13 protein-coding genes are annotated in these 16,471 nt (G+C 73.4%); 6 read left to right on the forward strand and 7 right to left on the reverse strand.

What is annotated here, in order from left to right:
• Nucleotides 1-63: 63 nt before the first annotated feature.
• Nucleotides 64-699: a LysE family translocator gene (locus tag ACFXMG_RS32685; protein ID WP_383825085.1), complete on the forward strand. Its 636-nt coding sequence runs from the start codon at nt 64-66 to the stop codon at nt 697-699.
• A gap of 125 nt (nt 700-824) precedes the next feature.
• On the opposite strand, the gene ACFXMG_RS32690 is transcribed toward ACFXMG_RS32685, so the two are convergent.
• The 3 genes from ACFXMG_RS32690 to ACFXMG_RS32700 all read right to left on the reverse strand — a co-directional run bounded on the left by ACFXMG_RS32690 (nt 825) and on the right by ACFXMG_RS32700 (nt 3,217).
• Nucleotides 825-2,378: a hypothetical protein gene (locus ACFXMG_RS32690; RefSeq protein ID WP_383825082.1), complete on the reverse strand. Its 1,554-nt coding sequence runs from the start codon at nt 2,376-2,378 to the stop codon at nt 825-827.
• A gap of 162 nt (nt 2,379-2,540) precedes the next feature.
• Nucleotides 2,541-2,927 (reverse strand): VOC family protein, encoded by a 387-nt coding sequence (locus ACFXMG_RS32695; RefSeq protein WP_383825080.1) that lies wholly within the window; start codon nt 2,925-2,927, stop codon nt 2,541-2,543.
• Nucleotides 2,924-3,217 carry an ArsR/SmtB family transcription factor gene (locus tag ACFXMG_RS32700; protein WP_383825077.1) on the reverse strand — a complete coding sequence of 98 codons (294 nt, stop codon included), beginning with the start codon at nt 3,215-3,217 and terminating at the stop codon, nt 2,924-2,926. Before ACFXMG_RS32700 ends, ACFXMG_RS32695 begins: the two co-directional genes overlap by 4 nt.
• A gap of 218 nt (nt 3,218-3,435) precedes the next feature.
• On the opposite strand from ACFXMG_RS32700, the gene ACFXMG_RS32705 reads away from it, so the two are divergent.
• Nucleotides 3,436-5,826: an ATP-binding cassette domain-containing protein gene (locus ACFXMG_RS32705; RefSeq protein WP_383825074.1), complete on the forward strand. Its 2,391-nt coding sequence runs from the start codon at nt 3,436-3,438 to the stop codon at nt 5,824-5,826.
• A 28-nt stretch (nt 5,827-5,854) separates the two neighbouring features.
• Here ACFXMG_RS32705 and ACFXMG_RS32710 read toward each other — a convergent pair whose 3' ends face one another.
• The 3 genes from ACFXMG_RS32710 to ACFXMG_RS32720 all read right to left on the reverse strand — a co-directional run bounded on the left by ACFXMG_RS32710 (nt 5,855) and on the right by ACFXMG_RS32720 (nt 7,668).
• A complete protein-coding gene (locus ACFXMG_RS32710) occupies nt 5,855-6,472 on the reverse strand; it encodes a 4-phosphopantetheinyl transferase (protein ID WP_383825071.1) in 618 nt (205 codons plus the stop codon).
• Nucleotides 6,473-6,492: 20 nt separating this feature from the next.
• Nucleotides 6,493-6,723, reverse strand: a complete 231-nt coding sequence (locus ACFXMG_RS32715; protein ID WP_383825068.1) for an acyl carrier protein — start codon at nt 6,721-6,723, stop codon at nt 6,493-6,495.
• An 87-nt stretch (nt 6,724-6,810) separates the two neighbouring features.
• A complete protein-coding gene (locus tag ACFXMG_RS32720) occupies nt 6,811-7,668 on the reverse strand; it encodes a hypothetical protein (RefSeq protein ID WP_383825065.1) in 858 nt (285 codons plus the stop codon).
• 510 nt (nt 7,669-8,178) lie between these two features.
• Here ACFXMG_RS32720 and ACFXMG_RS32725 point away from each other — a divergent pair.
• Genes ACFXMG_RS32725 through ACFXMG_RS32740 form a run of 4 tightly spaced genes read left to right on the forward strand, consistent with a single transcriptional unit; the run spans nt 8,179 to nt 13,832 of the window.
• Nucleotides 8,179-9,315 carry a phytanoyl-CoA dioxygenase family protein gene (locus ACFXMG_RS32725; RefSeq protein ID WP_383825063.1) on the forward strand — a complete coding sequence of 379 codons (1,137 nt, stop codon included), beginning with the start codon at nt 8,179-8,181 and terminating at the stop codon, nt 9,313-9,315.
• A complete protein-coding gene (locus ACFXMG_RS32730) occupies nt 9,297-10,664 on the forward strand; it encodes a DUF6271 family protein (protein WP_383825060.1) in 1,368 nt (455 codons plus the stop codon). The genes ACFXMG_RS32725 and ACFXMG_RS32730 overlap by 19 nt, the downstream gene beginning before the upstream one ends.
• A complete protein-coding gene (locus ACFXMG_RS32735) occupies nt 10,664-12,430 on the forward strand; it encodes a condensation domain-containing protein (RefSeq protein ID WP_383825057.1) in 1,767 nt (588 codons plus the stop codon). Before ACFXMG_RS32730 ends, ACFXMG_RS32735 begins: the two co-directional genes overlap by 1 nt.
• Nucleotides 12,417-13,832: an MFS transporter gene (locus tag ACFXMG_RS32740; RefSeq protein ID WP_383825054.1), complete on the forward strand. Its 1,416-nt coding sequence runs from the start codon at nt 12,417-12,419 to the stop codon at nt 13,830-13,832. The genes ACFXMG_RS32735 and ACFXMG_RS32740 overlap by 14 nt, the downstream gene beginning before the upstream one ends.
• Before the next feature lie 297 nt (nt 13,833-14,129).
• On the opposite strand, the gene recQ is transcribed toward ACFXMG_RS32740, so the two are convergent.
• Nucleotides 14,130-16,220 (reverse strand): DNA helicase RecQ, encoded by a 2,091-nt coding sequence (gene recQ, locus ACFXMG_RS32745; RefSeq protein ID WP_383830223.1) that lies wholly within the window; start codon nt 16,218-16,220, stop codon nt 14,130-14,132.
• Nucleotides 16,221-16,471 lie beyond the last annotated feature (251 nt).

Here is a 16,471-nt window from a genome sequence, read left to right on the forward strand (position 1 = left end):
AGGGGGTGAGCCGGGGTGGGGCGGGGCGGGGCGAGGTGGGGTGCTGCGCTACGGTGGCCTTCCATGGCATCGAGCACCGCACTCTGGTCCTTCGCTCTCGTCGTGGGACTCCTCACCCTCACTCCCGGCCTCGACACGGCTCTCATCCTGCGCACGGCCGCGCTCGGCCACCGCACCCGTGCCTGGGGCGTCGTCCTCGGCATCCAGACCGGCACCCTGATCTGGGGCGCGCTGACCTCGCTGGGCGTGACGGCCCTCCTGACCGCCTCGCACCTCGCGTACGAGATCCTCCGCTGGGCGGGCGCCGCCTACCTGCTGTGGATGGCGGCGCGCATGATCGCCGAAACGTTCCGGCGCGGCAGGGCCAGCGCGAGCGCGGAGGTGGAGGTCGGCGGCGCCGACACCCTCTCCGGCGGCTGGCGCCAGGGCACCCTCACGAACCTGCTCAACCCCAAGGTCGGCGTCTTCTACGTCGCCGTCCTGCCCCAGTTCATCCCGGCGGAGGCCCCGCACTTCGTCATGGGCCTCACCCTGACCTCCGTCCACGTCGTCCTCGGCATGATCTGGTCGACGGTCCTGATCGCCTCCGCCACCGCCCTCGGCACCTGGCTGCGCGGGGCGAGGGCGCGGCGGGTCCTGGACCGGGTCACGGGCACGGTGATCGGGGCGTTCGCGGTACGGCTCGCGGTCAGCGACTGACGCGGCGCGGGCTTGGCGGGCTCGCCCTCGCCCGGTAGCCGGAGTCCGGTGTGCCGGAGTCCGGTGTGCCGGTGTGCCGGTGTGACGTGTGTAGGCGTGCCGGTGTGGCGGTGCCCAGGCATGCGTCACAGCTCGCGCAGCAGGTCCGCCATCACGGCCACCGGGAGGGACGGATGGGCCGCCGCCGCTTCCCGTACGTCCCCGGCCTCGCCCTCGTCGACGACGAGCCCCACGATCACCGCAGGTGGGAGAGCCGGGTGAGCGGCGGCGAGGGGCCGCGCCCGGCTGTCCTCCAGGCAGACGAGCAGCGCCGCGGGCGTGGCCGCGTGGTGCCGGGCGACCTCGTAGAGCGCCTTCCGTGCTCCTGGCTCGTGCCGGACCACCTCCTCCAGCACCGCCGGCGTCGCGTCCGGGTTGGCCGCGACACCGGCCAGTACCTGGACACCGTGCCGGCCGAGCATGGCTCGCAGCATGTCCTCGGAGAGACCCGGGTGCGGGGCGACGGCGGCCACCACCTTCGCGTCGGCATCGCGCGCCAGCCGGTCCCGCGCCTCCGGCGGCAGATCGCGCCGCTGCGCGACGAGCGCCCTGGCCGCCGGATCGGCCGACGAGACCAGCGCCTCGGTCTCGGCGGCCGACGCGGTGGCCACTCGCGGGAGGAGGGCGCCGGCGATCCTGTCGGTGCGGGCGAGCGAGACGAGGACGTCGAGCGGAACGCGGGGGTTGTGGGCCAGCGCACGGCGCACCTTCGCGGCGGGGTCGCCCGCCAGGCGTCGCGCGAGGGCGGCGTCGAGGGCCGGGTTCTCCGCCAGGGCGGCGCGAATCCGGGAATCCGGATCCCCGGCGAGCCGTGCGCACGCCTCCCCCGGCAGGTCCACCCGCTCGGCCATGGCCAACCGCAGGTCCCAGGAACCGTCCCAGGCGAACCGGGCCGCGGCCTCGGCGGGGGTGGCGGGGTTCCGAAGAACAGCCTCCCGCAGGGAATGAACAGCGGACGCGTGGGAGCCGTCGCAGGACCCACCGTGGGCCGCGGGGAGGTCCCGGCCAAAGCCCAGGAAGCGGTCGGAGAAGGCGTCCGCCGCACCCGGGCTCGGAGGGTCCTCTGGGTCGCAGGCGCGGCAGTGGCGGACCGGGGGAAGGCCCTCGTCCGTCAGGAGAGCCGCCAGCACGGCGGGCGGTGCGGTCTCGTTGTTCGCGACCGCGTGGCGTACCGAGGTGTGGGGGTGAACCGCGAGGCGTGCGGCCCACTCGGCCGGCCCACAGAGGGCCAGTTCGACGACCACGTCCAGCACCGGGTCCGCCGCCAGCCGCTCCGTCACGTCGGCGGGGAGGCCGGGGCAGCCCGCGAGCTTCTCCCGTCGTTCGGGATCCGGATCCGCCACCAGCAGGCGCGCCCATGAGGCGGGGGCCGCCTCCTGGTCCAGCAGTGCGAGGGCGGCGTACGGCCACTCGGCGGGATCGATGTCGGCTGCGGTGAGCCCGCCCTCGTACGCGAGGGACACCTCGGCCCACTCCACGCGCCGGGCGAGGGTGAGCGCCTGGGCGCTGCTGAGGTCCGGGCGATGGGCGAGGACGGACGAGAGTACGTCGTCGGCGACGGATATCAGGCGGTCGACGAGTTCGGAAGGGAGGGCCGGGTTGGCACCGAGCCCCCACAGGAGGGAGGAAGAGGAATCCACGGAGGGCATCCTGCCCGGCGGGGCTCGCCGACCGCGCGCGGATTTCCCCTCGCGAACACCGCTCCAGGCGGCATACGGGATCCGCTCCAGACGGCATACGGGATCGGTTCCAGGCGGCATCCGGGATCCGCTCCAGGCGGCCGGGCCCGGCCGCCCCGCGCCCTACTTGTACTGGGCGATCTGGATCAGGTTCCCGCACGTGTCGTCGAGGACGGCCGTGGTGACGGGGCCCATGTCCACCGGGGGCTGGGTGAAGCGGACGCCGAGCGCGGTGAGGCGGGTGTGTTCGGCCTGGACGTCGGTCACGGCGAAGGAGGTCGCGGGGATGCCGTCGGCCACCAGGGCCTGCTTGTAGGGCGGGACGGCGGGGTGGCCGGAGGGTTCCAGGACGAGTTCGGTGCCGTCGGGGTCCTCCGGGGAGACGACGGTGATCCAGCGGTCCGCGCCGATCGGCACGTCGTGCTTGAGCGCGAAGCCGAGCACGTCGGTGTAGAAGCGGAGCGCCCGCTCCTGGTCGTCGACGAAGACGCTGGTCAGGTTGATCCTCATGGGGTGTCCTCCGGGGGTGCGGGGGTGAGCCATCGCGCGACGATGTGCTCCAGGGGGCGGGTGTCGAGGTCGTGGAACTTGTAGCGGCCCTCGCGGCGGGCCGTGACCAGTCCGGCGGTCTCCAGCACGGCGAGGTGCTGGCTGACCGCCTGCCGGGAGATGGCGAGGCCGTGCCGGGTCGCCAGCCGGGCGCATATCTCGAAGAGCGACTGTCCGCTGCGGTCGGTCAGCTCGTCGAGGATCACCCGGCGCGTGGGGTCGGCCAGCGCTTTGAACAGATCCTCCTCCATGCCGCCACGATAGGCAAGCCACCACTTGCCTATCAAGCCAGGCGGAGCCATCCGCGTGGATCCGGGAGCGCGACAGGGGTCTCGTCGGCAGCCCATCGCCATCCCGTCGGCATCCCGTCGGCATTCCCGTCGCCATCCCGTCGGCTTCTCCTCTGCCCCACCCCGCCGCCCGACCTAAGGTGGTCGCATACCGGCCCGCCCTGACGAGGGAGAAACCTTTGAGCACGGCCAAGCGGCGCGACACCACGTCGTCCGCCTCGCACATCGCCGACAGTCACGAGATGATCCGCGTGTTCGGCGCACGGGAGAACAACCTCAAGGACGTCAGCGTCGAGATCCCCAAGCGGCGGCTGACGGTCTTCACCGGGGTCTCCGGCTCCGGCAAGAGCTCGCTCGTCTTCGACACGATCGCCGCCGAGTCGCAGCGGCTGATCAACGAGACGTACAGCGCCTTCGTCCAGGGATTCATGCCGACGCTCGCGCGGCCGGACGTCGACGTGCTCGACGGTCTGACGACCGCGATCATCGTCGACCAGCAGCGGATGGGCGCCGACCCGCGCTCCACCGTCGGCACCGCCACCGACGCCAACGCGATGCTGCGCATCCTCTTCAGCCGGCTCGGCACCCCGCACATCGGCTCCTCGCGCGCCTTCTCCTTCAACGTCCCCTCCGTGAGCGGCGCCGGGGCGATCACCGTCGAGCGCGGCGGGCGGACCGTGAAGGAGAAGGCCAGCTTCTCCGTCACCGGCGGCATGTGCCCCCGGTGCGAGGGCCGGGGACGGGTCTCCGACATCGACCTCGCGCAGCTGTACGACGACACCAAGTCGCTCGACGAGGGCGCGCTGACCATCCCCGGCTACACGGCGGACAGTTGGTACGGCCGGATCTACCGCCACTCCGGCTTCCTCGACCCGGCCAAGCCGATCCGGAAGTACACCAAGCGGGAGTTGGAGGCGTTCCTCCACAAGCCCGCCACCCGGATCAAGGTCGAGGGCATCAACGTCACGTACGAGGGTCTGATCCCCAAGCTCCAGAAGTCCTTCCTGGCCAAGGACGTCGAGTCGCTCCAGCCGCACATCCGGGCCTTCGTCGAGCGGGCGACGACCACGCAGGTCTGTCCGGAGTGCGACGGCACCCGGCTCAACGAGGGGGCCCGCTCCTCGAAGATCAAGGGCATCAGCATCGCCGACGCCTGCGCCATGCAGATCAGTGATCTCGCCGCGTGGGTGGGCAAGTTGAAGGACCCGTCGGTGGCTCCGCTGCTGGAGTCGCTGTGCCAGACGCTGGACTCGTTCGTGGAGATCGGCCTCGGCTACCTCGCCCTCGACCGTCCGGCCGGCACCCTGTCGGGCGGCGAGGCGCAGCGCGTGAAGATGATCCGGCACCTCGGCTCCTCGCTCACCGACGTCACGTACGTCTTCGACGAGCCGACCGCCGGTCTGCACCCGCACGACATCCAGCGGATGAACGAACTCCTGCTGCGGCTGCGGGACAAGGGCAACACGGTCCTCGTCGTGGAGCACAAGCCGGAGACGATCGCCATCGCGGACCACGTGGTGGACCTCGGGCCCGGCGCCGGCGTCGGCGGCGGGACGATCTCCTACGAGGGGACGCTCGACGGGCTGCGCGGCAGCGACACCGTGACCGGCCGGCACCTGGACGACCGCGCCTCCGTGAAGGACGAGGTACGGACGCCGACCGGCGCTCTGCCGATCCGTGGCGCGACCGCCAACAACCTGCGGAAGGTGGACGTCGACCTGCCGCTCGGCGTGCTCGCCGTGATCACCGGTGTCGCCGGTTCCGGCAAGAGCTCGCTCGTGCACGGCTCGATCCCGGCGGACGCCGGGGTGGTCTCGGTCGACCAGACCCCGATCCGCGGCTCGCGGCGCAGCAACCCCGCGACGTACACCGGTCTGCTGGAACCGATCCGCAAGGCGTTCGCCAAGGCCAACGGCGTCAAGCCGGCGCTGTTCAGCGCCAATTCGGAGGGCGCCTGCCCGACGTGCAACGGCGCCGGCGTCACGTACACCGACCTGGCGATGATGGCGGGCGTGGCCACCACCTGCGAGGAGTGCGAGGGCCGGCGGTACATGGCCTCGGTGCTGGAGTACAAGCTCGGCGGCCGGGACATCAGCGAGGTCCTGGCGATGTCGGTGTCCGAGGCGGAGGAGTACTTCGGCGCGGGCGAGGCGCGTACGCCGGCGGCGCACCGGATCCTGGAGCGGCTCGTGGACGTCGGCCTGGGCTACCTCACCCTCGGCCAGCCGCTCACCACGCTCTCCGGCGGCGAGCGGCAGCGGCTGAAGCTGGCCACGCACATGGGCGACAAGGGCGGTGTGTACGTGCTCGACGAGCCGACCACCGGTCTCCACCTCGCCGACGTGGAGCAGCTCCTCGGGCTGCTCGACCGTCTCGTCGACTCCGGCAAGTCGGTCATCGTGGTCGAGCACCACCAGGCCGTGATGGCGCACGCCGACTGGATCGTCGACCTCGGCCCCGGCGCGGGCCACGACGGCGGCCAGATCGTCTTCGAGGGCACCCCCGCCGACCTGGTCGCCGCCCGCTCGACCCTCACGGGCGAGCACCTGGCGCAGTACGTGGGGGCCTGACACCCCTTCCCTCATCGCCGCCCGAGGGTCACCGCCCGGGCGCTCCGAGGAGCGCCGCCGGCGGGAGGACGGACGGGGGGACGGTGGCCGCCACCGCCGCGACGGCCGCGCGGTGGCGGTCCGTCCACTCCTGAACCGTGACGGGGTGTACGGCCTCCGGGGGCGGCGGGCCCGCCTTGAAGCGGGCTTCCGCGCGGACCCAGGCCCGCAGCAGTGCGGGGCCGGGGTCGGGGCGGGCCGCAATGGCCTCCTCCAGGTCGGCCGCGGGGAGGACGCGGCGGAGGACCGGGAGGGGGCCGGGGCGGCGGGCGGCCGGTTCCACGTCGACGCCCACCGGGCCCGGGGCGGCCGCGGCCGCGACCAGGCCGTCGGAGTGGCTCAGGCTGATGCCGAGGCCGGGGTGGGCGGGGAGGTACGGGCGGCCGTGGCCGTCCTGCCCGCAGTCCGGGCAGCGCTGGGCGAGGCGGGTCGCGGCCGGGGAGCCGCCGGTGACGCGGGCGGCGCAGAGGCGGAGCAGGAGGCGGGCGGCCAGGACGTCGTCCTTGCGGGCCGGGACGCGGATCGCTTCGAGGCGGCGGAGTTCCCAGGAGGCGAGGAGGTGCGGCCCGAGGCCGGGGGTGTCCAGGACCTCCCGGGTGGTCGCCACGACGGCGAAGGCACCGGAGGTCACCCGGTGGGGGCGAGGAAGCGGTCCCGGACGCGGGCGAGGGTGCGGAAGTCGTCGATGGTGACCTCCTGGAGGTCGATCGACGTACCGGAGATGTCCTCCAGGAGGTCGATGAACTCCAGGAAGTCCATGGAGTCGATGAGCCGGGCCTCGATGAGGTCCTCGTCGGCGTCGATCGGCCCGTCGAGGCCGGGGTTCTTCTCCTGGATCCAGGCGGCGACACGTTCCATGGTGCGGTTCTCCACTCCTTGCGGGGTTGCGGGGTTGTCCGTGACGGTGCGGATGTCGGTGATCGTGACGGCGATCGTGACGGCTCGTCAGGCGGTGGTGTTCTGGAGGTGGTCGAGGGCCCGCTCGGGGGTGCCGTGGGCCTGGAGCAGGGCGTGCACCCAGCGCTCGACGCCGAAGGCGACGCAGGCGCTGTAGGCGGGGCCGTGGCTGCCGGCCCGGATGTCGAGGCGCTCGCCGAAGAAGTTGCGGTGGCGGTTGACGGAGGCGATGGCGGTGCCGTCGGGCGCGCTGTACTCGTGCTTGACGGGGTCGAGGGCCATCAGCCGGGCCCGGGAGCCGCCCTTGTCGTAGAAGGGGTCGTCGGCGGTGGCGCGGGTCAGATCGAGGCCGAGGAGTCCTGCGGTCTCCTGGATGAACTCGCCGCCGCGCTCCAGGTGTTCGAGGGCGCCTTCCTTGGTGCCGAGGTAGACGACCTCGCGCATGTGGAAGCCCCAGAGGCGGCGCAGTCCGTCGTAGTGGGTCTCGTTGCGGAAGCAGCGGCCGGCGGCGGAGATCCGCAGGCCGTCCTCGCCGACGTCGGCGCCCTCCAGGGAGAGCAGCAGCCCGTAGCAGGTCGCGGAGGGCAGGAGGTAGCCGGTGGGTTCGAGGGGCCGGTCGCCGGGGGTCTGACCGGCGGCGAGGCCGTCGTAGGCGTCGGGGGTGAACCGCCCGGCGGAGACGCCGAGATGGGGGAAGTTGCGGAAGTAGTCGAGGCGGGCGAGTCCGTCGGCGGCGAGCAGCGGCGGGCCGGTGACCTCTGGGGCGGAGAGCCGGGCGGCGAGTCCGGTGAGCAGGGTGTCGAGGCCGCGCAGCAGGGCGGTGTGCACCGGGTCCAGCGTGATCAGGCCCGGGCCGGGGCTCTTGAGGCCGGCGACGGGCGGGGTCGTGGCGCTGGGTGTGCTCATGGAACCGTTCCCTCTCGGCGTGGGTGGTCGGTCAAGGGCGTCGGTCGTGCGGGCGCGGCCCGTCCCCGGCCCCGTATCGGTGTCGGCGGGGAGGCAGGGGGGCGGGGCGGCGGGCAGGGCCTCGCTCGTCGGTCGCCGTCGACCGGGGCGCAGCGGTCGCGCCGGGTTCGACCGGGCGGTCGGTTCCGGCTCTGCGCAAGGGGGACAGTAGGCCAGGCCGCCGATGGTTGTCTAGACCAAAGTTGGCCACCCAACATGCCTGATCAGGGGCCCGTTTCGGCCGATTGGCCGACACGCGTGGCATACCGACGAGTCACTTGACACCGACGTTGGTCTACACCAATTCTGTCCCTCGTCCCCCCGCGGTTCCTCCACCGTCGCAAGGTCCGCGCCCCCGTACCGCCGCGCACCGCCCCCCGCGTCCCGCCGCCTCCGTACCGCCGCGCCCCGTCCCGCCGTGCCCCGCACCCCCGAGCCCGCACGCCGCCCGACTCCCGCCTGGAGGGACCCTTGACGACGACACCCGCGCAGCCCGCGGTAGCCGCCACACTCGCACCCGCCCCGCGCCGCCCGCGCGCCCCGTATCTGCACCGGGCCGCCGGCGAGCGCCCGTACTTCAGCGTCGACGGCGAGTCGTACCTCGCCGCGACGACCCTGCGGGAGCTGAAGAAGACCCGGCCGCTGCGGGTGCTCTCCGAGGCGGACTTCGCTCACTGGCAGACGTACGGCTACGTCATCGTGCGCGAGGCGATCCCGGCCGAGGCGGCCCGTGAACTCCTCGACTTCACCTGGGACTTCCAGGGGCTCGACCCGCAGCGGCCGGAGAGCTGGTACGAGGACCGGCCGTTCCGCTCCGAGTTGGACCAGCAGCTGCACATCTACGGCTTCGTCGAGGCGTACCACCACCAGCTGCTCTGGGACAGCCGCCAGTCCCAGCGGGTCTACGACGCGTTCGTCGACGTCTGGGACTGCGAGGAGCTGTGGGTCACCCTCGACCGGCTCAACCTCAACCCGCCCAACGTCCGCAACCGCGACCGCGCCCTGATCGAACGCACCGACCGGGGCTTCGACATCGAGCTGCACTGGGACATCGACACCACCCTCGGGGTGCCGCCGCAGCGCGTCCAGGGCATCATCGCGCTCAACGACACGAGCCCCGAGACCGGCGGCTTCCAGTGCGACCCCGAGCTCTTCCGCCGCTTCGAGGAGTGGAAGCTCGCCCAGCCCGAGGGCCGCGACCCGATCCGCCCCGACCTGGACCGCGCCGAGTACCCCGTCGTCCGCCCCGACCTGCGCCCCGGCGACCTGCTGATCTGGAACGGGCTGCTCGCCCACGGCGTGGCCCGCAACGCCTCCCGGGACGGGGTCCGCGCGGTGCAGTACCTGTCGATGATGCCCGCCCTGGAGGAGCACGCGAAACTGCGCCACTCCCGCGTCGAGTCCTGGCGCCACCTGCGCACCCCGCGCTGGAACCGCACCCTCGTCGGCGACCCCGTGCTGCACGAGTCCCAGCGCTACCCGACCGCCGAACTCACCCCGCTCGGCTCCCGGTTGCTGGGACTCACCTCCTGGCACGAGGACGCCGCCGGCGCCGCGGAGCCCTCGGCCGCGCCGACCGGGGAGCCCGCGTGCGCCGCGTCTGCCTGACCCTTCCCACGAACCGCGCCTGTACGGAGACGATCGCGGCGGTCGCCGAAGAAGCGGCCTACGGGGCGCGGGAGTTCGGCGTCGAGGTTCACCTGCTGATACTCGACTCCTCGCCGCCCGCCGACCTCACCGCCCACCGGGCCGCGGTCGCCGCCCTGGCACCGGCGCCCGGCGTCGTCGTCCACCACCTCGACGAGGACCGGCAGCGCGCCTTCCTCCGCGAGGTCCTCGCCGCCTCGGGGCTCTTCGGAGCGGACCGGCTGCTCGACCTGATGCTCCCGGCCGGGGTGTCGTACGGCGCCTGCACCAACCGCGCCTTCCTGCTGGCCGAGGCGCTGGGCTGCGCCTCGGTGCACCGCCGCGACTCCGACAGCCGCTACCAACTCCGCGACGGCACACCCGTCTTCCCGATCCACCACGAGCTCACCGCCCTCGGGCGACGGGCCTCGGACGTGGCGGGCGCGGTCACCCGCAGCCGGCTCGACCCGGGCTGCGCGGACCGGACCGTCGCCCTCGCCGGGGCCTCCTTCATCGGCGAACTCTCCGTGGACGTCGCCGAGATCCGCGCCCTGGACCCGGAGGCGTACCGCGAGATCGTCGGCCTGTCCGTGCCCTCCGGCTACCCGGAGATCTGGCGCCGGAACCTGATCGACGAGGCGTTCCGTGGCGCCGGCACCACCCCGTTCACCACCGACCTCACCACACTGACGCTGGTCAGCCCGACCCGCGTCGACATGTGCAACGTCGCGCTCGGCCGCGAGGTCTACGGCCGGGTCCCGCTGCCGCCCGCCACCGACACCATCGGCACCGACTACTTCCTCCTGCACCTGGTGCAGAGCGCCCGGCTGCCCGGCGTCCTGCACAACCGGCACATCGTCAACTACTACACGGGCGAACGCCGTTCGGACGAGGGCTTCCTCGCGTACCAGCTCCGCTTCGCCAAGTACCTGCTCGCCACCGCCCACCTGGAGACGGTGTACGCGGGCCTCGCCGCGGCGGGCGACACGCTCCTCGACCCCACGGGGCGGGTGCGGCCCGCCCCCGTCGCCGCCCTCCTCCGCGAGAGCACCCTCATCGACCCCGCGGGCAACGCGGCCCGGCTCGACGTCCTGGACCGCCGCTACCGCTCCCTCGGCGGCCGGTACGCGACCGCCGCCGCCCTCTTCGCCGAGCGGCGCGAACGGCTCCTCGCCGAAGCCCGCACCGACATGGAGGACTTCGCCCTGCTCGTCGACGCCTGGGGCTCCCTGACCGCGCACGCGAAAGGCACCGCCGTGACCCCACCTCGCACCACCGAGAACCCCCGTCCCAGACCCCGGACCGCGCCCGCACCGGCCGTGACGCCGTGATGGCCGCCCCCTCCGCCGACGGCCTCACCGGGGCCCGTACCCTCACCGTGCGTTACGCGGGCGGCGGCGCACGCCGGGGTCCCGTCACCATGGGCCAGGCGAACATGATCCGCTGCATCCTCCGGGACGAGCCCAGGACCATCAACATCCACGACGTGTGGCCGGTCCCCGACGACACCGGAATGGACCGCGCCCTCGGCGCGCTCGCGGAACTCGCGGCGCGCCACGAGGCCCTGCGCACCACGTTCCCGTACGAGGCGGGCAGCGCCGCCGCCCCCGCCGAGCAGGTCGTGGCCCCCGCCGGCTCCTTCACCGTCACCGTCCTCGACCACGACGAACTCCCCGAGGACACCGACGCGTACGCCGAGGCGGTGGCCCGCTCCGCCCTCGACACCCGCTTCCGCCTCGATCTCGACTTCCCGCTGCGGCTGCGGATCATCGCCCGCGCCGGCCGGCCGGTCCGCGTCGCCCTCGCCGCCAGCCACGCCGTCACCGACGGCGGCGCCCTCGGGGTCCTCCGCGACGAGTGGCTCGCCCTCCTCGCGGGCGAGACGCTGCCTCCGGTCACCGCGCTCACCCCGCTCGACCTCGCCGCCGAGGAACACAGCCCGTCCGGACGGCGCAAGTCGGCCGCCACCCTGGCCCGTTGGGAACACATCCTGCGCACCGGGCCGCAGGCGATGTTCGCCGAGGACGGCGCCGCCGGCACCGAGAAGGACACGCTGGGCCTCACCCTCCGCTCGGCGCGCGGCGCACGGGCGCTGGCCGCCGCCGCGCGGCGTACCGGCGCACTCCCCAGCACGGTGCTGCTGACCGCCTGGTGCGTGCTCGCCGCCCACCGGGCGGGCCAGTCCGTCTGCGTCGCGGCGGTGCCCACCTCGAACCGCTTCCTGCCGAAGCTCGCCCGCTCGGTGAGCACCCTCTCCCAGGACGCCCTGCTCGACCTCGACGTCCGCGCGCCGTCGTTCGACGCGGTGCTCGCCAAGGCGTGGGGCGCGGCGATCAACGCGTACCGCCACAGCCGCTTCGACGCCGTCGAACTCTGGGAGCTGATCGGCCGGGTCACCACCGAGCGGGGCAGCCAGTTCGCGCGCGACGCGGTCTTCAACGACATCAGCGCCATGCCGAGCAAGCTCGCCGCCGCGGTCGCCCCCGACGAGAACGCCCCCGAGCTCGAACTCAGCTGGGGCGACGGCCACTCGCTGCCGACGCGGCTGCTGACCTTCGTGTACGAGACGGAGCCGGTGCTCCGCCTCGCGACCTGGGCCGACCCCGTGCTGTTCCCCCGCCCGGCCGCCGAGGAACTGGTCACCGGCCTGGTACGGCTCCTGGAGGCCGTCGCCGAGGCCGACATCCCGCTCGACACGCCCGGCCCGCTCACCGAGGTGACGGGGGTGCGGCCGGTGGCGCGCGGGCCGGAGTGGACCCGGGTGGACGGCTGCTGGGTCTCCCCCACCGCCGTCGCGACCGCCGTGGCCGAGGCGCTGGACGGGCGGCCGGTCGAGGTCGTGGTGGAGGAGGGCGCAGGGGGCGACCGCAGGCTCACCGCGTACATAGAGGCGGAGCAAAGTGATTGCCCTGAGGACGATTTGACGCCTCATCAGGCGCACGCCGCGGTGATGGGCGTGCTGCCGGGGCGGCCCGGGGTCCTGGCCCCGCACCGGTACGTGTTCGTCGAGGGCCCGCCGCGGCAGCCCGCGGCGGGGCAGCGGATTCTGAGGGAAGGGACCGGCCGGAGCCGGGAGATGCCACATGACCACCGATGACACCGCCGTAGCGGCGCCCGGATCGGGGCCGTTGCCGCCGCTGCCCAGCCCGTGGGGGTCGCGTCGCTTCCGGCTCTTCTTCACCGCGCGCAGCGCCTCGCTGCTGGCCGACGGCATGCTGATGGTCACCATGACCACCTCGGTCCTCGCCGCCGGCTTCGGCGCCACCGGCGTGGGCTACGCGCTCGCCGCCTGGATGGCGCCGATCGTGGTGCTCATCCTCTTCGGCGGTGTGCTGGCCGACCGCTTCACCCCGCAGGTGATGATGGTCGGCGCGGACGCGGTCCGGGTGGTGGCGATGCTGGTGATGGCCGCCGTGTTCGCGGGGGGCGGGGTACGGCTCTGGCAGATCATGGTCCTGATGGGAGTGAGCGGCGCCGCGACGGCCATGTTCCAGCCGGGGCTCGCCGGTCTCGTCCCACGGGTCGCCGAGGACATCCAGCGGGCCAACGCGCTGCTGAGAATCTCCGAGTCGATGGCCACCCTCATCGGCCCCGGTCTGGCCGGTTTCCTGGTGGCGTACGGGGACCTCGCCGGTTCGTTCGTGGTGATCGCGGTGGCCTACGCCGTCAGCGCCGGCGGGCTGCTGCCGCTGCGGGGGCTCGCGTCCGAACGGGACGAGAGCGACGATCCGATGTGGCGGCGGCTCGCCACCGGCTGGCACGAGTTCCGGTCCCGTTCCTGGCTGTGGGGCGTCATCTCCCTGTGGGCGGTGTACGGCCTCTTCGTCTTCGGCCCGGCACTGCCCCTGAGCGCGGCGCTCCTCACGGAGCAGCACGGCGCCACCGGGTACGGCTGGATCGCCTCGGCCGACGGACTGGGCACGATCATCGGCGGTCTGCTCGGCATGCGGGTGCGCCCGCGCCGGCCGCTGGTGGCGGGCGTGTGCGCGATGTTCTTCTTCGCCCTCAACCCGCTGGCCCCGGCACTCGGCTGGAACTTCACCCTCACCGCCGCCACCGGCGTGGTCGCGGGCTGCGGCTTCGCCTTCTGGGGCGTGATGTGGGCGACCAGCGTGCAGTCGCACATCCCGCTCGCGGTCCTGAGCCGAGTCTCGGCATACGACATCGCCGGCTCGATCATGGTCATCCCCCTGGGCCGCGCCCTGGCGGGCCCGGTAGCGGAGTCCTACGGCGCCGACCGCGTCCTGCTCTTCTCCTCGGCGATCTCCTTCCTCCTCCTAGCCGCCATGCTCTGCGTCCCCGCCATCCGAAACCTCACCCGGCTGGACCACCCGGTCGCGGACTCGAAGCGGGGCGCGGAGGGGAACGCGGAGACGGAGGCGGAGGCGGAGAAGGTGCAGGGCCTGGAGTCGAAGCCCGAGCCCGGACAGGGGCAGAGGCCGCAGGGGGAGCCGGAGCCGGGCAAGGCCCCCGCCGCCTCGGAGGCGGCGGCACCGTAAGCCCCGGGCCCTGGCCGGACGGCGTCCGGCCAGGGCTCACCCGCCTGTCTGCCCATCCGCGCCAAGCGCCCGGGCCGCGCCAAGCGCCCGGGCCGCGCCAAGCGCCCGGGCCGCGCCAAGCGCCCGGGCCGCGCCAAGCGCCCGGGCCGCGCCAAGCGCCCGGGCCGCCCTCGTAGCGGGGCTACTCGGGCGGCTCGGCCTTGCAGCGTGGGGGCACCTCCGTGCCCGAAGGGCTACGGGAGAGTGCGAGCCGGGCGGCCAGGTCCGGCAGGGAGGGGCAGGCAGGTCCCAGGTCCGTTACTCCCACTCGTCCCAGGCCGGTTCCGTCTCGTCCTCGCCGAAGAAGAGCGGCTCGCTCTCCGGCGCCGCCGGGCGGGGTGTCTGGGCGGACGTGTGTGCGGGGGGTGTCGGCGGGGTGCTGACGGAGCGGGCCGCCCGCTGGTCCGCCTCCTTGGCCGCCGCGCGGGGCGGGGGCTCGGCCGCGGCCGGGGCCGCGGTCTCGCCGGCCGCGCCCGCGAACTCGGAGAGGGCCTCCAGGACGCCCTCCCCGTACTTCGCGAGCTTGGCCTCGCCGACGCCTCCGACCGTGCCGAGCTCGGCCACGCTGCCGGGCAGCGAGGTCGCGATCTCGCCCAGGGTCGCGTCGTGGAAGACGACGTACGCGGGCACCCCCTGCTCCCGCGCGGTCGCAGCGCGCCAGGCGCGCAGGGCTTCGAAGACGGGGACGGCGGCGGCGGGCAGGTCGACGGGGACGCGAGCCTTCCCGGAGCGGCCGCCGCTCTCCTTGCGGGGCGCCGCGGCCTTGGCGGTCTCCTTGCGCATCGGGACCTCGCGGCGCCCGCCGAGGACGTCGCCGCTGGCTTCGGTGAGGACGAGGGTGCCGTAGTCGCCCTCCACCGCGATCAGCCCCTGGGCGAGGAGCTGCCGGACGACGCCCCGCCACTCGGCCGTGCCGAGGTCCGCGCCGATGCCGAAGACGGAGAGGTTGTCGTGGTCGAACTGGACGACCTTGGCCGTCTTCTTCCCCTGGAGGATGTCGATGATCTGACCGGCGCCGAACTTCTGCCGCCGCTCACGCGCCAGCCGCCACACCGTGGAGAGCAGCTTCTGTGCGGCGACCGTGCCGTCCCAGGACTCGGCGGGGGTCAGGCAGGTGTCGCAGTTCCCGCAGGGCTCGGACTTCTGCCCGAAGTAGGCGAGCAGGCGGACACGCCGGCACTCGACGGTCTCGCACAGGGCGAGCATCGCGTCGAGGTGGGCGGCCAGGGCGCGCCGGTGCGTCTCGTCGCCCTCGGAACCGTCGATCATCTTGCGCTGCTGGACGACGTCCTGGAGGCCGTACGCGAGCCATGCCGTGGCGGGCTCGCCGTCACGGCCGGCGCGGCCGGTCTCCTGGTAGTAGCCCTCGACGGACTTGGGCAGGTCGAGGTGGGCGACGAAGCGCACGTCGGGCTTGTCGATGCCCATGCCGAAGGCGATGGTCGCGACGACCACGACACCGTCCTCGCGGAGGAACCTCGCCTGGTTCGCGGCGCGCGTCGCGCCGTCCATGCCCGCATGGTACGGGATGGCGTCGACCCCGTTCTCGGCGAGGAAGGCGGCGGTCTTCTCCACGGAGGAGCGCGAGAGGCAGTAGACGACTCCGGCGTCCCCCGCGTGCTCGGTGCGGATGAGGTCGAGGAGCTGGCGGGTCGGGTTGTTCTTGCCCGCGATCCGGTACTGGATGTTGGGCCGGTCGAAGCTGGCGACGAAGTGCTTGGCCTCTTCCAGGCCGAGGCGCGTGGCGATCTCGCCGTGCGTGGCCTCCGTGGCGGTCGCGGTGAGCGCGATCCGCGGCACCTTGGGCCAGCGCTCGTGGAGCAGGGAGAGCGCGAGGTAGTCGGGCCGGAAGTCGTGGCCCCACTGGGAGACACAGTGCGCCTCGTCGATCGCGAAGACCGAGACCGTGCCCCGGTCGAGCAGCCGCTGGGCGCCCTCCGTGCGCAGCCGCTCGGGGGCCAGGTACAGGAGGTCGAGCTCTCCGGCGAGGAACGCCTGCTCGACGGTCTGCCGCTCGTACGGGTCCTGGGTCGAATTGAGAAAGCCCGCGCGGACGCCGAGGGCGTTGAGCGCGTCCACCTGGTCCTGCATGAGCGCGATCAGCGGCGAGATCACCACGCCCGTGCCGGGCCGCACCAGCGCCGGGATCTGGTAGCACAGGGACTTGCCGCCACCGGTCGGCATGAGCACGAGGGCGTCGCCGCCCGCCACGACATGCTCGATGATCTCCTGCTGCTCGCCCCGGAAGGAGCTGTAGCCGAAGACCCGGTGGAGCACCTCCAGTGCGTCGGAGGATCCGTCGGGGCTCGGCGAGGAGGAGGTGTCGGAGGAAGCGTCGATGAGGGCCACCCGAAAAGCCTATCCGCCCGGACACCCCCACCGGCCCGCCGACGAAACCCTGTGGATAACTCACCCCGAACGGCCTTCCCCCGCACAACCACGCACACCCGTGCCAGCACCGGGCCCCGCCTCCAGAGCGGCCACGATCGGGCAGCCCCAGTGGGTAGAAGCGGCCTTTGGGGTCGCGGGCCTCGACCAGGCCGACACCGGTGCCCACGACGCCCCGGGACGCGGCGCGCGCCGAGGCGGCGGCGGGTCCG

The sequence above is a fragment of the Streptomyces sp. NPDC059201 genome (assembly GCF_042754585.1).
Taxonomy (GTDB): Bacteria; Actinomycetota; Actinomycetes; order Streptomycetales; family Streptomycetaceae; genus Streptomyces.